The sequence below is a fragment of the Acinetobacter nectaris CIP 110549 genome (genome assembly GCF_000488215.1).
Lineage (GTDB): Bacteria > Pseudomonadota > Gammaproteobacteria > Pseudomonadales > Moraxellaceae > Acinetobacter > Acinetobacter nectaris.
The window spans coordinates 254,790-271,820 of record NZ_KI530712.1 but is presented as its reverse complement, the minus strand read 5'-3'; the positions used below and the strand labels follow the sequence as shown (position 1 = coordinate 271,820).

Annotated in this window: 23 protein-coding genes; 10 read left to right on the top strand and 13 right to left on the bottom strand. The window is 34.8% G+C overall.

The window, feature by feature from the left end; translation table 11 throughout:
* Positions 1 to 21 precede the first annotated feature (21 nt).
* Positions 22 to 996, top strand: a complete 975-nt coding sequence (locus P256_RS01425; protein ID WP_023271896.1) for a CsgG/HfaB family protein — start codon at positions 22 to 24, stop codon at positions 994 to 996.
* Positions 997 to 1,039: 43 nt separating this feature from the next.
* On the opposite strand, the gene P256_RS01420 is transcribed toward P256_RS01425, so the two are convergent.
* Positions 1,040 to 1,807, bottom strand: coding sequence for a DeoR/GlpR family DNA-binding transcription regulator (locus P256_RS01420; protein ID WP_023271895.1), 768 nt, complete (start codon positions 1,805 to 1,807; stop codon positions 1,040 to 1,042).
* Between the two features lie 89 nt (positions 1,808 to 1,896).
* Between P256_RS01420 and P256_RS01415 the strand changes: the two genes are divergently transcribed.
* The 8 genes from P256_RS01415 to P256_RS01380 all read left to right on the top strand — a co-directional run bounded on the left by P256_RS01415 (position 1,897) and on the right by P256_RS01380 (position 7,968).
* Positions 1,897 to 2,529, top strand: coding sequence for a TIGR00725 family protein (locus P256_RS01415; RefSeq protein WP_023271894.1), 633 nt, complete (start codon positions 1,897 to 1,899; stop codon positions 2,527 to 2,529).
* Positions 2,530 to 2,601: 72 nt separating this feature from the next.
* On the top strand, positions 2,602 to 3,381 hold the full coding sequence (locus tag P256_RS01410) for an ABC transporter permease (RefSeq protein WP_023271893.1): 780 nt from the start codon (positions 2,602 to 2,604) through the stop codon (positions 3,379 to 3,381).
* Positions 3,378 to 4,394 carry an ABC transporter ATP-binding protein gene (locus tag P256_RS01405; protein ID WP_023271892.1) on the top strand — a complete coding sequence of 339 codons (1,017 nt, stop codon included), beginning with the start codon at positions 3,378 to 3,380 and terminating at the stop codon, positions 4,392 to 4,394. The genes P256_RS01410 and P256_RS01405 overlap by 4 nt, the downstream gene beginning before the upstream one ends.
* A gap of 10 nt (positions 4,395 to 4,404) precedes the next feature.
* Complete coding sequence (locus P256_RS01400) at positions 4,405 to 5,484, top strand: extracellular solute-binding protein (RefSeq protein ID WP_023271891.1); 1,080 nt, start codon at positions 4,405 to 4,407, stop codon at positions 5,482 to 5,484.
* A gap of 30 nt (positions 5,485 to 5,514) precedes the next feature.
* The gene (locus P256_RS01395; RefSeq protein WP_023271890.1) at positions 5,515 to 6,333 is read left to right on the top strand and encodes an ABC transporter permease subunit; all 819 of its coding nucleotides are present in this window, start codon (positions 5,515 to 5,517) and stop codon (positions 6,331 to 6,333) included.
* Positions 6,334 to 6,486: 153 nt separating this feature from the next.
* Entirely contained in the window at positions 6,487 to 6,771 is a 285-nt protein-coding gene (locus P256_RS01390) for a DUF1330 domain-containing protein (protein ID WP_023271889.1), read from the top strand.
* Positions 6,772 to 6,834: 63 nt separating this feature from the next.
* Positions 6,835 to 7,140: a DUF6506 family protein gene (locus P256_RS01385; RefSeq protein ID WP_023271888.1), complete on the top strand. Its 306-nt coding sequence runs from the start codon at positions 6,835 to 6,837 to the stop codon at positions 7,138 to 7,140.
* 15 nt (positions 7,141 to 7,155) lie between these two features.
* The gene (locus P256_RS01380) at positions 7,156 to 7,968 is read left to right on the top strand and encodes an AraC family transcriptional regulator (RefSeq protein ID WP_023271887.1); all 813 of its coding nucleotides are present in this window, start codon (positions 7,156 to 7,158) and stop codon (positions 7,966 to 7,968) included.
* 138 nt (positions 7,969 to 8,106) lie between these two features.
* Here P256_RS01380 and P256_RS01375 read toward each other — a convergent pair whose 3' ends face one another.
* The 4 genes from P256_RS01375 to P256_RS01360 form a co-directional block, all read right to left on the bottom strand.
* Positions 8,107 to 8,805, bottom strand: coding sequence for an acetolactate decarboxylase (locus P256_RS01375; RefSeq protein ID WP_023271886.1), 699 nt, complete (start codon positions 8,803 to 8,805; stop codon positions 8,107 to 8,109).
* Positions 8,806 to 8,820: 15 nt separating this feature from the next.
* Positions 8,821 to 9,108 carry a putative quinol monooxygenase gene (locus P256_RS01370; RefSeq protein WP_023271885.1) on the bottom strand — a complete coding sequence of 96 codons (288 nt, stop codon included), beginning with the start codon at positions 9,106 to 9,108 and terminating at the stop codon, positions 8,821 to 8,823.
* A 107-nt stretch (positions 9,109 to 9,215) separates the two neighbouring features.
* Positions 9,216 to 9,527 (bottom strand): AzlD family protein, encoded by a 312-nt coding sequence (locus P256_RS01365; RefSeq protein WP_023271884.1) that lies wholly within the window; start codon positions 9,525 to 9,527, stop codon positions 9,216 to 9,218.
* Positions 9,528 to 9,529: 2 nt separating this feature from the next.
* Positions 9,530 to 10,240, bottom strand: a complete 711-nt coding sequence (locus tag P256_RS01360; RefSeq protein WP_051353538.1) for an AzlC family ABC transporter permease — start codon at positions 10,238 to 10,240, stop codon at positions 9,530 to 9,532.
* 104 nt (positions 10,241 to 10,344) lie between these two features.
* Here P256_RS01360 and P256_RS01355 point away from each other — a divergent pair, with 104 nt between their 5' ends.
* Positions 10,345 to 11,205, top strand: coding sequence for a LysR family transcriptional regulator (locus P256_RS01355; protein ID WP_023271882.1), 861 nt, complete (start codon positions 10,345 to 10,347; stop codon positions 11,203 to 11,205).
* A gap of 28 nt (positions 11,206 to 11,233) precedes the next feature.
* Here P256_RS01355 and P256_RS01350 read toward each other — a convergent pair whose 3' ends face one another.
* From P256_RS01350 to P256_RS01315, 8 genes are all read right to left on the bottom strand, one after another.
* Complete coding sequence (locus tag P256_RS01350) at positions 11,234 to 11,545, bottom strand: hypothetical protein (RefSeq protein ID WP_023271881.1); 312 nt, start codon at positions 11,543 to 11,545, stop codon at positions 11,234 to 11,236.
* A 434-nt stretch (positions 11,546 to 11,979) separates the two neighbouring features.
* Positions 11,980 to 12,618: an ATP-binding cassette domain-containing protein gene (locus tag P256_RS01345; RefSeq protein ID WP_023271880.1), complete on the bottom strand. Its 639-nt coding sequence runs from the start codon at positions 12,616 to 12,618 to the stop codon at positions 11,980 to 11,982.
* Between the two features lie 2 nt (positions 12,619 to 12,620).
* Complete coding sequence (modB, locus tag P256_RS01340; RefSeq protein ID WP_023271879.1) at positions 12,621 to 13,304, bottom strand: molybdate ABC transporter permease subunit; 684 nt, start codon at positions 13,302 to 13,304, stop codon at positions 12,621 to 12,623.
* Positions 13,305 to 13,316: 12 nt separating this feature from the next.
* Positions 13,317 to 14,072 carry a molybdate ABC transporter substrate-binding protein gene (modA, locus tag P256_RS01335; protein ID WP_023271878.1) on the bottom strand — a complete coding sequence of 252 codons (756 nt, stop codon included), beginning with the start codon at positions 14,070 to 14,072 and terminating at the stop codon, positions 13,317 to 13,319.
* A gap of 18 nt (positions 14,073 to 14,090) precedes the next feature.
* A complete protein-coding gene (locus tag P256_RS01330; RefSeq protein ID WP_023271877.1) occupies positions 14,091 to 15,323 on the bottom strand; it encodes a molybdopterin molybdotransferase MoeA in 1,233 nt (410 codons plus the stop codon).
* Positions 15,323 to 16,246 (bottom strand): bifunctional molybdenum cofactor biosynthesis protein MoaC/MoaB, encoded by a 924-nt coding sequence (moaCB, locus tag P256_RS01325; protein WP_023271876.1) that lies wholly within the window; start codon positions 16,244 to 16,246, stop codon positions 15,323 to 15,325. Before moaCB ends, P256_RS01330 begins: the two co-directional genes overlap by 1 nt.
* A gap of 57 nt (positions 16,247 to 16,303) precedes the next feature.
* Positions 16,304 to 16,774 (bottom strand): molybdenum cofactor biosynthesis protein MoaE, encoded by a 471-nt coding sequence (locus P256_RS01320; protein ID WP_023271875.1) that lies wholly within the window; start codon positions 16,772 to 16,774, stop codon positions 16,304 to 16,306.
* Positions 16,775 to 16,778: 4 nt separating this feature from the next.
* A complete protein-coding gene (locus P256_RS01315) occupies positions 16,779 to 17,030 on the bottom strand; it encodes a MoaD/ThiS family protein (protein ID WP_023271874.1) in 252 nt (83 codons plus the stop codon).
* Between the last annotated feature and the right edge of the window lies 1 nt (position 17,031).

Sequence of the window (17,031 nt, the reverse complement as noted above, 5' to 3'; positions counted from 1 at the left end):
ACCTCTTATACTTTATAAATTATGAAAAAATTTTTATCTACTTTATGTATTTTATTGGGGCTAACCACATCTGCTTTCGCATCTCTCAAAGAGGTTACAAAGGAAACGACTGGTTCAGGTCCTACACAACAACAAGCAATTGCTGAAGCTCTTCTTACAGCAGTTCAATCTGTAAATGGTACAAGTGTTGCTTCTCGTATCGACTATCAACAGACTGTTTCTATGTCTGTAAGCCAAAGTCAATGGAGCTACAAAAGCTCAACTTCTCCTGTATTTAGTGTAGATACAACAGGCTCAGGCGCTGTAAATCGCTATCAAGTACTGAGTTTAAGTGGTGCTCAAGGCAACTATCATGCACGTGTGCGCTCTTATATCAATAAATTTGAATCTAATGTACAAGATCAAAATATGAGACGCATCGCTATTTTACCATTTCGTGTAACAAGCGGAGCTGACTATGACAGCGATTTTAGCAGCGAGCTTGCAGACCTTGTTGGTACATATCTGACTCAGTCTGGTCAATTAAGTGTATTAGATCGTCAGTACATTTCTGAAATGCAATCTGAAAATAGCTTTTTGAATTGGGATGGTGCGCCACAAGAGCTTGCGCGTATTGGTCAAAAAGTTGGTGTTGATTATTTAGTTGTTGGTAAAATTACACAACTTGGTCAAGCAACAAATAACCATCAGATGTATGGACTTAATAAAAATGCACAACAAGTCCGATTAACATGGCGTGTTATTGAAGCAAATACCAGTAAAGTGGTTGCAGCAGGAAACTTGAATAAAACAATTTCACAGTTCTCAGGACAAAATCTCGTTTCAGGAGAGACCAAAACAACTGCTGATGTGGTTGCTCAAGAAGTCTATCAAGATATCCTCGTTGGTTTAAAACTCAAAGCGAAAAAAGATACCGTTTCTGGGAATAATCCTGTAGATACTTCTCCAGGCTATTCAATGACTCCTGGTTCTAGTGACAAACCTGTTCAATGGTAATTTGAACTAAAAAGAGAGCAAAAGCTCTCTTTTTATTTTACTGTCAAGAAGATGCAGCAATAATGACACAAACATTATTTTTCTTAAGCATATCCATATATTCAGCATTAGGTTCCTTATCTGTAACCAAATAATCAAAGTCCGCAATTTGTGCAACTATTTTTACACCTGTTTTTTTAAATTTATCCGAGCTCAATAATAAAAACTTTGTTGTTGATGCTTTCATCATAGATTTTTTAACTTCTACTTTTTCAATATCAAAGTCTAAAACCCTACCAGTCACATCTATACCTGAGGCTGCAATTAAAGCAACATCTGCAAAATAAGCCTTAATTTGTCTATAGGTTTCATCACCTGTAACAGCACCATCATTACCTCGGATGACACCTCCCATCACAACAACCATATGCTGATCTTGTTTTGCTAAAATCAGAGCTGCCGACAAATTATGTGTAAGTATTTGCTTTGGCGAAGCATGAACAAGAGAATGTGCAACTTGATCACAAGTCGTGCCCGTATCTAAAAAAATGCTTTCTACATGATTAATTTTTTCTAAAATTGCTTCTGCAATAGACTTTTTTTCTTGAACCATATGTGATGACTTAAATTTATAACCAAGTCTGACATCATCAACATGCAATAAACTTACACCGCCATGAAATCGCTGTAGCAAATTATCATCGCATAACTTTTTTATATCTCTTCTTATGGTCGGCTGTGAGTACCCCAATTGTTCAGCCAAAGTTTCAATAGAAGTGTAACCATTATTTTTTACCAAATCGAGCAACTGTTGATGCCTAAGCTTCGACACAATAATTTCCTTAAATTGTCATAATGATCATTTATGATCAAAAATGTAGATCTATATGATTATATCTTAATTATTTGAGTGAAATAACTGTGTGCTTTAAATTTACTGTAAACCCAACGAGTCATGAAATATTACGCAACCAGCATTCAACACAAATACGTGTTGTAGAAATAGATAACACGCTTATTCAAAAGATTAATAGTTGTCAAAATGATCAAGATATCTTAAATCTGATCAAAAGTCACCCTTCATCTTTCCAAATACCACCTATTGGTGTAATTGGCCCAAAAGAAGCAACTCCAGATGAATATCAATTTGCAGAAAAGCTTGGGGAATCCCTTGCCCAACTTGGTATAACTGTCATTTGTGGTGGACGAAATGGTGTTATGGAAGCTGTATGCAAGGGTGTTTATATGCAAGATGGCACAAGTATTGGACTTATTCCTAGTGACCATTGGAAAGATGCAAATAAATATGTAAAACAAATAATTACTACAAATATGGGCCCTACTAGAAACTCTTTAATTGCACTTTCAGCATTTAGCTTAATTGCAGTTGGTGGTGGGCTTGGTACCCTCAGTGAAATTGCATACGGACTACATTACGATAAACCTGTTATCGTCACAGATACTGCACCTTATGTAGACGGTGTCATTGTTCTTAACCATATTTCAGAGATTATATCTCACATTTTAGCAATCTTACTTAATATACAAGAGTGATCAAAAAACTTTCATTTTTTTGTAATAGAAACTCACTATGATCAATATCAATCAATTTAATCAACTTCGATCATGAAAAAAGTAACCTACATTTACTTGATCTATCTATTTCTACCAATTGCCTTACTTCTTGTAGGCTCATTTGGTCAGAACTGGACAAATACACTTCTACCAAGTGGTTTTACAACACAGTGGTATTTAGAAATTTGGGATTCTGTTGTTTATAAGCGCGCACTATCAACAAGTCTCATTGTTTGTCTAAGTGCATGTGTGCTCAATTTTTTAATTATTACACCGTTAGTTTACCAGTTACAAACCAGTGAAAATAAATCAGCTTTAAAAGTAACGCGCTTCTTGGCTTTACTCCCTATTGCTGTGCCAGAGCTTATTTTAGCATTTGGCTTTGTTTTATTTTTTAGTCAGGAAAGTACACCTTGGTTAGGTTCTACATGGCTACTCATCATTGGTCATTGGATTATTACTTTTCCTTACTTTTACTTTAGCGTGACTTCAGACATCTCTCGCTCGCCTCTTATTTCTTTAAATAAGGTTGCCCAATCTTTTGGAGCAAGCGAGTTTACACGCTTTAGAACTGTCTTTTTACCACTAGCATCTAAATCTATTTTTTCAGGGTTAGTTACTGTTGCTGCAATTTCATTAGGGGAGTTTCAGCTGAGTAATTTAATTGCCGGATTTATGAATAGAACTTACCCAACGTTGTTATTACAAGCCTTTTATGGTGCAACAGGGCTTGCTTGTGCTGCGACTGTCATCTTATTACTCATGGCAATCACGATGTCCTTGCTCTCTGCTTGGCAACCTTGGAATAAACGTAAGAGTTTTGAATCATGATAGAATTTCGTTCTGTATCTTTTACCTATCCTAATAGCCAATCCGGTGTAAAAGATATTTCTTTATCTGTAAATACAGGCGACCTAGTTGCAATTTTAGGAAAAAGTGGCTGTGGAAAAACCACACTATTAAAACTACTTGCAGGTTTTGAATATCCAAATCAGGGAGAGATTTGGATTAATCAAAAAAATCAGGAGAATCTATCCTGTGCCGATCGAAAGCTAGGGATTGTTTTTCAAGATTATGCACTCTTTCCACATTATACCGTCGAACAAAACATTGCATATCCGTTAAAAATTAACCGAGCTAAAAATATTCCGACCAAAGTTAAGGCTATGATTGAACTTGTCGGCTTAGGAGGAATGTCACACAAGTATCCACACCAACTTTCAGGTGGACAAAGACAACGTGTGGCTTTAGCACGAGCATTAATTTTTGAACCTACAGCGCTATTGCTGGATGAACCGCTTTCAGCACTAGATGCCTCTTTACGTGATGAAATGCGTACAGAAATAAAGCGCATTCAGAAAGAGTTAAATATCACCACTTTCTTGATTACACATGACCAAGAAGAAGCAATGACCATGTCTGACCAAGTCGCTGTAATGTCAGATGGCCAAATTCAGCAATGTGCCTCACCCTTAGAAATTTATCATCAGCCTAACTCTACCGCTGTTGCCAAGTTTGTGGGTAAAGCAAATATCATTAAAGGTACTGTAACTTCAAATACCACGGTTTCAACAGATCTTGGTATCTTAGAAATTTTACCCACTACACGCAAACTGAATGAGAATGTAGACCTTCTCATTCGACCAGAAAAATTTCTAATCAATCCAAACACACAAGAAACAAATGTGCTTTCTGTAGCGAAAGTATTGCACTCTCAGTTTCTTGGAAATTTTACAGAATACACTGCTGAAGTAAGTCAAAATTTAATCAAACTTCATACACCTTTCCCTTGCAATACAATTAACCATATTGCAGTTCCACCACAGTCTATACATGTTATTTAAGGATAAAACGATGAAATCTACATTACTTAAAGTAATGCTTAGCAGTGCACTATTTATGTCTTCTGTCAGTGTTTTTGCCGCGCCGCTAGAAGGTGGTGAGCTCTACCCTCACGAGCAACAGCAATATGAAAAAGCGCAAAAAGAAGGTCTTGTCGTATCTTTCGATACAGGGCCAACTTGGGCAAATTGGAATAGTTTATTTAATGGTTTTAAACAGCGCTACCCTGGTGTAGACATTGTTTACAACGACTTAGGTTCAGCTGCAACAGTTGTTGCTTTAGACAAGTCAAAGCATCGTCCACAAGCAGATACAGCTTATTACTTTGGTGCATCTGGTATAGATGCCATGAATAAAGGATTGGTCACATCATATAAACCAAATAACTTCGACAAAATTCCAGCAGTATTTAAAGATGCAAATGGCCAGTGGTTTACTGTTCACTCTCTAACAGTTGCTATTTTAGTTAATAAAAAATTAGTAAAGCATGTTCCTCAATCATGGGCTGACTTACAAAAACCTGAATATAAAAATAGTATTGTATATCAAGACCCTCGTACGACAGGTCAAGGACAAGTTGTTGTTCTTGCTGCAAATATGAGTCAAGGTGGTGATATGAAAAATATTAATCCAGGCGCTGAATATTTTGGAAAACTACAAAAATCGGGCAACGTCTTACGTGTTGTTGGCACGACACCTTATGCACAGTTCTTAAAGGGTGAAATTCCTATTTGGATTGGTTATGAAAATGATGGCTTTAAAGCAATGACTAAAGATGGCATGGGTGATGATGTTGCCGTTGTTATTCCTAAAGAAGTCTCTCTTGCAGCACCATACGCAATGTCACTTGTGAAAAATGGTCCAAACCCTGAGGCTGCAAAACTGTGGGCAAATTATGTTATGTCTCCAAAAGGACAGGCTCTTTTTGCTGAAGGTTTTGTACGTCCAGTTGTTACAAATACATCTTTACCTGAAAGTGTAAAAAATAAGCTTGTAGCTGCCCCACAAATTAAGCCATTGGATTTAAAAGCTGCGGCTGAAATTAAGCCAGAGTTAGATAAACGCTGGGCTTCTGCTGTTCTTTCAAAATAACCATCACATTATCATTTTAGGAGCACCATTGTGAAACAAACAACATGGAAAAAGTGGCTTATAACTTTACCTGCATGCCTTGGGTATTTACTTTTCTTTATGTTACCAATGGTGTTCATTTTTTATGAACCACTCCATGCACCTGTCGAAACATTTAATAGAATGATTTCAGATAGCTACTTACTTAGTAGCATCTCTGGCAGTCTTATTTTATCAATATCAGCTTCTTTTGTTTCATTAATTATCTCATTATTTATTGCTTTTTATCTCAGTCACTGTACCGACCGAGTTCGACAAATTCTAAGTATTATGATTTCTCTACCACTCGTATTTAGTGGTCTAATTGTGGCATATGGTTTTATTTTGGCTTTTGGTCGCGCAGGATTTATCACAAAAACACTAGGATTAGTCGGCATTCCTGAGGCATCCTTTGGTAACCTTATATTTACGCCCGTTGGTTTAGGTATGGCATATTGTTATTACCTCATTCCACGAGCAGTTTTTATACTACTCCCAGTCTTTCAAAGCTTTGACTGGCAACAGATTAAAGTTTCTCAAAGTTTTGGGGCATCTAAACTACAGAGCTATCGTTTTATTTTATTTCCACAAATTTTACCAGCAATGGTAACGTCATTATGTGTCATGTGCTCAGTTGCACTTGGTGCTTATGGTACAGCCCTTGCACTTTCAGGAACACAGCTAAATATATTACCTCTTACGCTCTATAGTAAAATATCTGATGGTGGAACAGATTTTCCTGTTGTGGGTATGCTTTCTATTATTCTTATAGCATTATGTCTTATATTTACATTTATTGCAGAAACCATTCAAAATAGATACAGCAAGTAAATTATATTTATTCAGGCACTTTATATAAAAATATTAAAGTGCCCATAATCGACTTTACAGATAACCTATATCGTAAATTAAAATCAATCATTCCGAATAAAAAATACAACTATGATATAATATTTTTATATTAAAGCATCAGGAATAAGATATATGTCTGCATATTGGGTTGCACATGTAAACATTAAAAATAAAGAAAAGTTTACTGAATATATGAATCTTGCTTTCAAAATAGTTGATAAATACCACGGTAAAATTTTAGTTTGTGGCGGAACCTCTGAATCTTTAGAAGGACATCAATTTCAGCAGCATGTTATTATTGAATTTGAAAATTTACATGCTGCTAGAACATGTTACTTTTCCCAAGATTATCAGCAAGCCAAAACTGTAAGAGAAAATGCAGCAGAAGTTATGGTTAATCTCTTAGAATCTTTATAAAGTTCGTATTTTTACAATACTTACTGCTGCTTATTACATAATATTTATGTTTTTGGATAAATAATGAAAGCAGCATTCATATTCTTAACTTTAGATCAGATTACTAAATCACAGAATTTTAAAAGCATTGAATTAGCAACTATGCAGATCACATTGGTTGGTGCAAATAGCTATGATGATGCCATTACAAAAATACAATCTCTCATAGAACAAGGTTACACAACCATAGAACTATGTGCAGGTTTTGGTCATCAAGGTGTTGCTATAATACAAGCTTCTCTTCCTAACCATATTTCTTTAGGTGTTGTAAGGTTTGATTTACACCCGAGCTTAAATATGCAAAGTGGAGATAAATTATTTTCTATTTAATTCAATATATTAGATATGGCACCATATTTCTTTTACCCTTCAGTATCACTTAAAAAACATATTAGTAAATACTGGTATTGGATAAACACTCCATCTATTCCTGCATTGCCCCCCGGTTCAGGATGTGAACTCTTCATCTTCAACCAAAATGTTGCTATCTATGATGCTGCAGAACCTGAGCAAGTGCATTATGTAAATAGTGCACTTATTCGTCCAAGAAATGCACCTGTTCATTTTTTTTGTCAAAAACCGATTAGCTTCATGTCTATACGCTTTAGATTAGGAGCTATTAATTATTTTTCCGACTATCTAGAAAGTGAACTCAAAACAATTATTAGTGCAGAAGATATATGGGGAGCAAAATTTTACTTTTTGAGAGATAGAATTTTAAATACCCCTCAATTTATAGACAAAATAAAAGAAATAGAAAAATTCCTACATCAAAAGCATAATATTCATACAAACAATAAAATTGATCTAGCAAGTTTATTTCTTAATGAAGTCTATTATGATAATAATAATGATTCAATTATAGATATTGTACACAATATTGGATATAGTCAAAGGCACCTACAAAAAACAGTAAAATTCGTTACAGGTTTAAGTTTAGTTGAAGCAAAAAGATTAATACGTTTTGAGCACACATTGAAATATATTATAAACAAAAATAGTATTAAATCTAATAAGCAAGATCATTTATTATATTATTATGATCAGTCACATTTTATTAAAGAGTTTTCACATTTCACAGGTATTTCTCCCTCGAAGTTCTTTATAGAAAATAAAGATATTTCTCATTTTTTTAACCAAGTGAATTCTGAAAATTAAATATAGGTGTAGATTAATATGAGATTTTCAAAATCCCCCCAATATTATATTTATATCATTTTAACATTTGATATTATTTTGTTTATATATAACTACCTATGTTAGAGAAAATACTAACATAGATAGGTAACTCCACCATTATTTCTCTACTTTACTCACAAGTTCATCTAAAGATTCTAAATCAATATCTAAGTCTTTAAATTGATTCGTGTTTGGATTCATAATTTCTATTGTTCTTTTTTCTTCAATGTATAAATCTGCTGAAGAAAAATGATAACTTAATACATGACCACTTATAGTCAAGTCATCATTCAAAAAATGTACATGAAAACCTGGTACTGAAATACGCCCAAAAATTTCAGGCGTCCAGAATCCAATAAGATAACCTGAAATATCTTTATATTTCGCAACTTCTTGATTATCAGATATTTCTTCTATTTGCCTCATTTTTTCAGATGGATATGGACGACGTAAAACCAACTCATTAAAATGCGCTTTAATTTTTAGAGCAATAAAGTTATTTCTAAGTGGAATAATCTTTTCTACTACTTGATCTAAAGTATCTTGGGTTGCTTCAGCTAAAGTATATTCTTGATAATTATCGAAATCTGTAACTTGATAAAAAGGCACATGCAAATTAGACGTTCCAACTTGAATAGGCTGTTCAGCAGTTGCTGTATATGGTGTGCCATCTAAAATAGTCAACTCAGCATTTAATCGCTCTGAGCATCCTAAACCTATACTTGAACATGAGCATACTGAGCTTACATTTTGATCAGGATAAAAATACCCTGACATAAGTGCACCTATTGTCGAAAATTGATAAATTTTACTCATCACATACTCCTTTTATTAAACATCTAGCGAAGACAGTTGCTTAATATCGACATGCTTCGCATGCTCATTGACGTACTCTATAAGCTGACAAAAATGTGAGGATTCTTTATGTTGCTCAAAAGCATTTAGGTTTTCCCATATTTCATAAAATACAAAACAGCCTTTTTCTGTTTGATCCTGATAAAGTAGATATTGAATATTTCCCTTTTCAGCTCTTGAAGGCAATAACATACGTTGTAATTTTTCTTGCGCTCTTTGTATCTCAGACTGATCAAATGCTATTGTTGCAATAATATTAATCATGCCCTACTCCTATATCGTATTTGTAGAATAGAGCTAGAATATATAATTAAATTTATAAAATATTGTAAAAATACGAACTATCTTTCCATATAAGCTATTTTTTATAATTAGAAATATTGTCGATATAATGCCACACTAATTAAACCCATTGAGATTGCAAGTAAAGGCTTCTTAAATATTAGCATGACAACAGCTGTTATACATAAAGCAAGTCTAGCACCACCATCACCTGAAAAAGCAATAGGTGTTAGTATTGCAACCAATACTGAACTAGACATTGCTGTAATAAAGCGTTGAATACCATCACTAATGGGGATATATCCCATAATGAACACACCACTCCAACGAGTAACTAATGTAATTAGTGCCATAACTGCAACAATTAAAAATGGATGTAATGTACTAATCTCGATATTCATTTTTATTTTTCACTCTTCCATAAAAAGCCAACGATTCCACCTACAAATGCACCAACCACAACATGACTGTTTTTAGGTAAATACAAATAAGCCAATAAAGATGAAATAGCTGCAGTTGCCCAAATCGTAAAAACTCTCATATTTTTTTGCCCACCAACAACCATTGTGAGCAGAAAACAGGCCATAACCATATCTAGACCGAGCGCATAAGGGTTATGAATCATATAACCAAAATAGATTCCTAATACTGTACCCAACACCCAAAATACCCAAAGTGCTAAACCACCACCGAAAAGTAGCCCAATACCGGGTTTCTGCTGATTAAAAGCCTGAAAAGATGATGCCCAATTTGCATCTGAAATAACGAGTAAAATCGCATATCGCTTTAAAGGAGATAAATGCTTTAACCATGGATACAATGATGCACCCATTAGAATATGCCGAGCATTAATAAAAAATACAGTAATAAAAAGAGAAAAAAATGGAATATGACTTCCCTTCCATAACTCTAAAGTTGCAAATTGTGATGCACCTGCAAAAACAGAAGCACTCATTAATACAGTTGCTGTATGATCGATATTGGTTTGACTCGCAGCCAAACCAAATGCACCACCAAAAATAGCAACGAAAATAGAGATTGGAAGTAGCTGTTTAAACCCGAATAAAGTATCGCTCGCACTTAACCGGTAAATATTCTGCTGATTTTCAGACACTTTCACACCAAAATATAAAAATATGTAAAGTATTATGAATATAAATCATGTATATTAAAAACAAATAATTCTTGAACCTATTATTTAAAAATCGAATACTTTAAATGCTAAATAATTTACAAGATTTACAAATCGATTGGCTAAAATGTTTTATCACTGTTGTTGATACAGGCTCTATATCATACGCTGCACCTAGACTCTACCGCTCACAATCAGCGGTAAGTATGCAAATTAAAAAATTAGAAACTGCGCTCAACTGCCAACTGCTATTTCGAGGACATCGCCATATTCAACTGACGCCTGAGGGACAAATACTTTTAGGATATGCTCGCAGACTTTTAGATATACACTCAGAAGCACAGCAGGCATTTAATGGTGAAAATCTAGCAGGTAAAATACGCTTAGGTGTACCAGATGATTATGCTGAAAAATACCTCACTCCCGTATTAAAAAAATTTTCGCCTTATTATAGTGGTGTTGAAATTGAATTATATTGCGAACAATCTACAAAATTAATTCCTAAAATAGAAGCAGGTGAGCTTGATCTTGCATTAATTTCCCGATCGCATATAAAACAAGGTACTTTACTATTTCATGAACCACTGGTATGGGTTGGCGATCAACAGTTCAATGCTTGGAAGAATGATCCTTTACCCATTGCCGTATATGAAAACACAAGTCTTGCAAGACAAAATGCAATACACTCTCTTGCATTACAAGGTAGAACTTATCGTATCGTTTATAATAGCTCTAGCTTAGCAGGACAAATCGCGGCAGTTAAAAGTGGTCTTGCTATTGCTGTTTTAACGCAATGCTCTGTGCCAAAAGGTTTAGATATTTTAGGATATGAACATGGTTTTGGTCCATTAGACCCCATGCAAGTTAGCGTTTATCGTAGCCCCAACTCTTTACAATCTAAAGCAGTAGATCGCTTGCATGATTTACTCATTAAAACACTTCGATAATAGGAAGGTATTTAAATGTATTTCTAGGTCAGTTATTTAGAATATTCATATGACTATCTTCTCTTATATCTAAAACACCTTTAAAGTTTTCTAAGCTATTTACAGTTTGTTTTACATCACTTTCAGCAATAGTAATTACAATAATATTCATATTCTTTAAATTATAAACAACTTCTATATTTTTCGATTTAAGATACTTTAATATTTCATCTTTTTTGTCAGAATCATAAGAAATGATTAAGCTCTTACTTTCTAAACTCTGCTTTTTATTTGAGTTCCCCAATTCATCTGAGCTCTTGTCTTGATTACTAGATTGAATGGATTCTTCTTGTTTAGCCATAGCTATATCATGCCTTTCTGATAAATGCAGACTTGAACATGCACTTAATGACACCATTATCACGCCAATTAAACTTATTTTAACCATATTCACTTTTGCGATTTCACATAAATTACTTTATAGATCTGATATTAGACATATTATTTAAGAAAATCATATATCTTTTTGTTTGTGATGGCTGGTATTTAATCTTACTTTTCTATTCAAGAAATCTACGAATAGAATCTTCTTTAAAATACTTCATCTTCAGGTGATACAGACTAAATCTTTTCGTATTTTTCACGCATTTCTTCATTTTACGGCTAAAATTGATTCAACAGCTCTAGCGAATTCTCACAACTTATAATATCTAGAAAATAAAGCGCTTTATATAATCTTTTTAGGCATATCTATTTAATGTACCTCCTTTTCCATTCAGCTTAAATATTAAAAATCTAAGCATATACACGCCCATTTACTACTTCTATAACTTCTGCATCTAAATAATCCAACTCATCTAAGTGATGAGTTACATAAACCATAGGTAAGTTTGTATGCTTTTTAATATCCCTTAGAAAGGGTAAAATTTGTTTTTTCAACCTTGTATCTAAGCCTGTAAGTGGTTCATCTAGTAATAACAGGTTAGGAGACGATAATAGAGCTCTACCTATTGAAACTCTTTGTGCCTCCCCCCCTGAAAGATGATCTATTCTTCGATTAAGTAAAGGATGTAGCTCAAGTAAGTCTATAACATTTGCAAAACTCAATTTACCATGAATATCACTTACTCGTTTTTCTGCATACTTCAAATTCTGCAATACATTCAAATGTGGAAATAAGAGTGGCTTCTGAAAAATAAGAGCCATATACCTTTTATGCATAGGGATATTTATATCTTCTTGATGATTAAATAATATCTTATCTTTAAAAGAAATTTCACCATTTTGGGGAGTAAGTAAACCCACAATATTCTTCAATACCGTACTTTTTCCACTTCCAGATGCACCAACAATCGCTAATACTTGTCCATGCATTTCAAAGTTAGCATGTAGATTAAACTGTTTATATTTAAATTCAAAATCACATTTCAACATACTCATACTCCTAGTTTTCTTTGATATTTTTGTACAATAAAGTAATTTGCAGTCAGCGCTGAAAATGCCAAAACCAAAGAAAGTATTACCAAGTGCATTGCCATGACTTCGCCATCTGGTTGTTGTAGTAAGGAATAAATTGCTATAGGTAATGTTCTCGTTTCATCTGGAATATTACCTACAAAAGTAATGGTCGCGCCAAATTCCCCAAGGCTACGACTAAAACCTAAAATACTGCCAACCATAATACCTGGAAATGCCAATGGTAAACTGATCGTAAGAAAAACTCTTAACGGAGGTGCACCTAAACTAGATGCAACGTGCTCTAGTTGTATATTCATATGCTGAAAAGAAAGCCTTATAGGTTGTACCATCAGTGGAAATGCAACAATTATCGAGGCCAAAACTGCGCCTTTCCAGTCAAATGCCAAACGTATGCCAAATATATATAGATATTTTCCAATAATACCTTGAGTACCAAATATAACGAGGAGTAAATACCCCAAGACTACAGGTGGTAAAACCATGGGAAGCTGTAATAGTGCCTCAATAAAGAACTTCATACGAAATTCATATCGAGCGAGGGACCAAGCTACAGCAATTGCTAAAGGTAAACATATTGAAGTAGCAAAAAATGCAACCTTAGCGGATAGATATACTGCACTCCATGCTTCTGGACTTAACATGTTTAGGCTCACTTAATTCAATACAAAGCCATATTTTTCGAAGATTATTCGGGCTTGATGATCTTTTGTTATGAACTGAATTAATTTTTGTGCGTCTTTATTACTCTCTCCTTGTTTAGTCACAGCAACAGGATAACTAATTGGACCATGTGAGTTTTCAGGGAAAGTTCCTAATATCTTTACTTTTCTACTAATCATTGCATCTGTTTTATATACGATCCCCACATCGCACTCTCCACGCTCTACAAATGCAAGCGCAGAACGAACATCATCTGTACCGACAATACGATTATTTAATGTTCCTAACCAATGAAGTTTAATTAGACTTTGCTTTGCATACTTTCCTACAGGTACAGATTCCATTTGACCAGTACATAAATGCCCATTGAACGATTGTGCAAAATTAAACTGAGGAACAGCCTTAAAAATCACTTTTGAATCTTGAGGTGCAATTACAACAAGCTCATTCACTAACAGATTTCTTACCTGACTCGCACTCACTTTCTGTTTTTTTACTAAATAGTCCATCCAATCCTGATCTGCTGAGAAAAAGATGTCACTCGGCGCACCCACTTCAACTTGTTTTGCTAATGTTGATGAAGCAGCATAGGATGTTACAATTTTAGTATCAGGGTATTTCTTTTCATATAAACTAGAAATTTCATTGATCGCATTGGTTAAACTTGCAGCTGCATAGATTCTGACGGTATCGGCATGGGCAGCCATACACATCGTCAATGTAATACCACTTAAAATTAATTTCTTCATAGCATTGTTCCTATATATCTAAACCAATAAAATTTTTACTATTTGACCGCTCACATAATTTTGATTAGCTTCAAGATATACCAAGCAATTCGCTTGCATCAGGTTACTCAACATATGTGATTGTTGTTGTTTTAAATCATAAACTCGTAAAACTGCACCTTCAGAAGATACTTTCATTCGTAGAAAACGAGAACGGAGATCTTGCTTTATATCTTGTACAAGCTCTGCCGTATACCACTTTAAAGGCTCCTGACAACCTTGCAGTGTTGCAATTAATGTTTGAAGATAAACAAACATACCAACATAAACTGCAGCAGGATTCCCAGGTAATCCTAATAAATAGCAATGGTTCTGTTCATTTTTATCTAATTTTGCAAAGAAAATGGGTTTACCTGGTTTTTGTTTTACTTTCCAAAAAACTTGCTTGAATCCTAGGTTTAAAGTCGCGGGACGAATAAAATCATAATCACCAACAGATACTCCCCCTGTTGTTAAAATCACATCATAGGTTTGGCTCAAGTCGTGAATTAATTCTTGAACATCTTCTATAGTATCTTTAACATAAAAGTGATCTGCATCTCGTCCAACTCCCTGTAGCCAACTCATAATCAAAGGTGTATTTGCATCAAACACTTTTCCTTCATCTAATCCAGCATCAGTAGATGTGCTCGCTATTTCATCACCAGATACTACAACAGCAATCCTTGGTCCTTTATAGACTTCTATGTTTTTCACACCTGCCATACTCAATGCTGCAACTGCCCCAACAGTTAAATGCTGACCTTGAGAAGCCAACAACTGCCCTTGATTTATTTCCTCTCCCTGATATCTAATATCGACATTTAAATCAACGTTTTGCTCAACTCTAATCATTGAGTCATTTAAACTAGTAATGTATTCCTGTCTTACAACTGTCGTCGTGCCTTTTGGAATCTTAGCACCTGTAAAAATGCGAATTGCCTGTCCAAATTGTAGGTTCATTGAACAATCTGCACCTGCTTTCACTTCGCCAATACACTCAAATGTTTGATCTTGTAAGATTTTACTGTGACTATAAACTGCATACCCATCTACAGCACTCTGATCAAATAAAGGTAAAGCATGAGGTGCATAAATTTCTGATGCAATATAACGCCCCAAACCATGAGTAACATTCACTGACTCAGAAGATAATACTACTATTTGTTCAACCAATAGTTTCAGTGCCTGATCCATGTCAAGTAATCCAGACTCTGCTCCACAACTAGTCATTACTCATACCCTCCGTGATAAGGTATATTTTTTTGTACATCAAAAAGATGTATTAGCGCAGGTAAAATGGCAAGTAATGACTCTTTAGCCCCTTGCCGACTGCCGGGTAAAGTAATTACAACACTTTGGTCTATATAACCCGCTACACCACGACTCAAAGCAGCATACGGCGTTCTTTTCTGACCAAAGCTACGTGCAGCTTCCATCAGCCCTGGTATTTCTCTTTTCAATAATGGCTGAATGGTTTCCACCGTTAGGTCTTTAGGACCAAGTCCTGTGCCTCCTACCGTTAAAATTAAAGGGTAAGTATTTTTTTGCTGTTCGATAAGTGCCAATAGCTGTTGTGGATCATCTGGAATAATTTGATACATCACTTGATGAAAGTTAGCCTCAGCCAATATATCTAAAACATTTTTACCTGCTGTATCTGGCTTTTTACCCATCGCAACGGTATCAGAAAGTACAATTACAGATGCTGTAATACTCTCTGCTAAAACACGCTTATAATGAGATTTACCACCTTTTTTCTGTGCCAACTTACATTGGTCTAAACTTAAATCTTCAGGGTTACAATGTGGTTTAAGCATGTCGTATAATGTAAGCCCTGCTAAACTTGCAGCAGTGAGTGCCTCCATTTCTACGCCAGTTGGGCCAATTGTTTCTACTTGAGCAATAATTTTTACCGCATTTTCCAACAGTTCAAACTCAACATCCGCTTGATAAATAGGCAGTGGATGACATAATGGAATAAGCTCATCGGTACGTTTAGCTGCCAATATGCCTGCAATACGTGCAGTTTTTAGAGCATCGCCTTTCTCTGTCTGTCCAATACGCAATAATTCAATACAATGCTGCGGAGCATGTAAAATTGCATGTGCAATTGCTATGCGGTAACTTTCAGCTTTCATGCCAACATTTTTCATTCCATGCTTCCTTTTTTAAATCTATTCGTACTTTTTAATTTTCATATATGCTGAAAGTTATTTATGCTGATGTATATGCTGTACAGGTTGATCTTTACGAATACAACATCCCTCAACATATTGATGTGTGCCATCGCTATAAAACTCTTCCTTCCAAATTGGAACTTCATGCTTAACTCGCTCCACAGCTTCTTCACAAGCTTGAAAGGCTTCACGCCGATGTGGTGCATATGCCACAGCAATAATCGCTTTTCCTCCAATATCAAGTCGACCAATTCGATGGATTACACGTAAATAGGATGCTCCATATTTTTGACTCACTTCCATCTCAATTTGCCGAATCATTTTTTCAGCAAGAGGGATATAAGATGTATATTCCAATCCATCAACACTACGCCCTAAATGATGGTTTCTCACAGTTCCAATAAAAATACCAATACCACCACATTCAGGGAAGTTAGAAATATCATCAAATACACTTTGCTCAAGATCTATATCAGATATACGCTGAAAGTCTTTTAATATCAAAATATTAACCTCCTGCTACAGGAGATAAAAAGACCAAAGTACTGTCTTTATAAAGTTTGGTTTCTCTTGAAATAATATCTTCGCCAATCGCACATGCGCATTTTTCTAAAAAAGGTGCACTATTTGAATACTCTTCAGTAATCTTATCCAAAATAGTATTTATATCTTCACCTTGAGCACATCGAATCTTGAGTGTAGATGGTAATACTGTTTTAACCATTCCATAACTTTCAATTATCACTGTTATTTTTTCCATA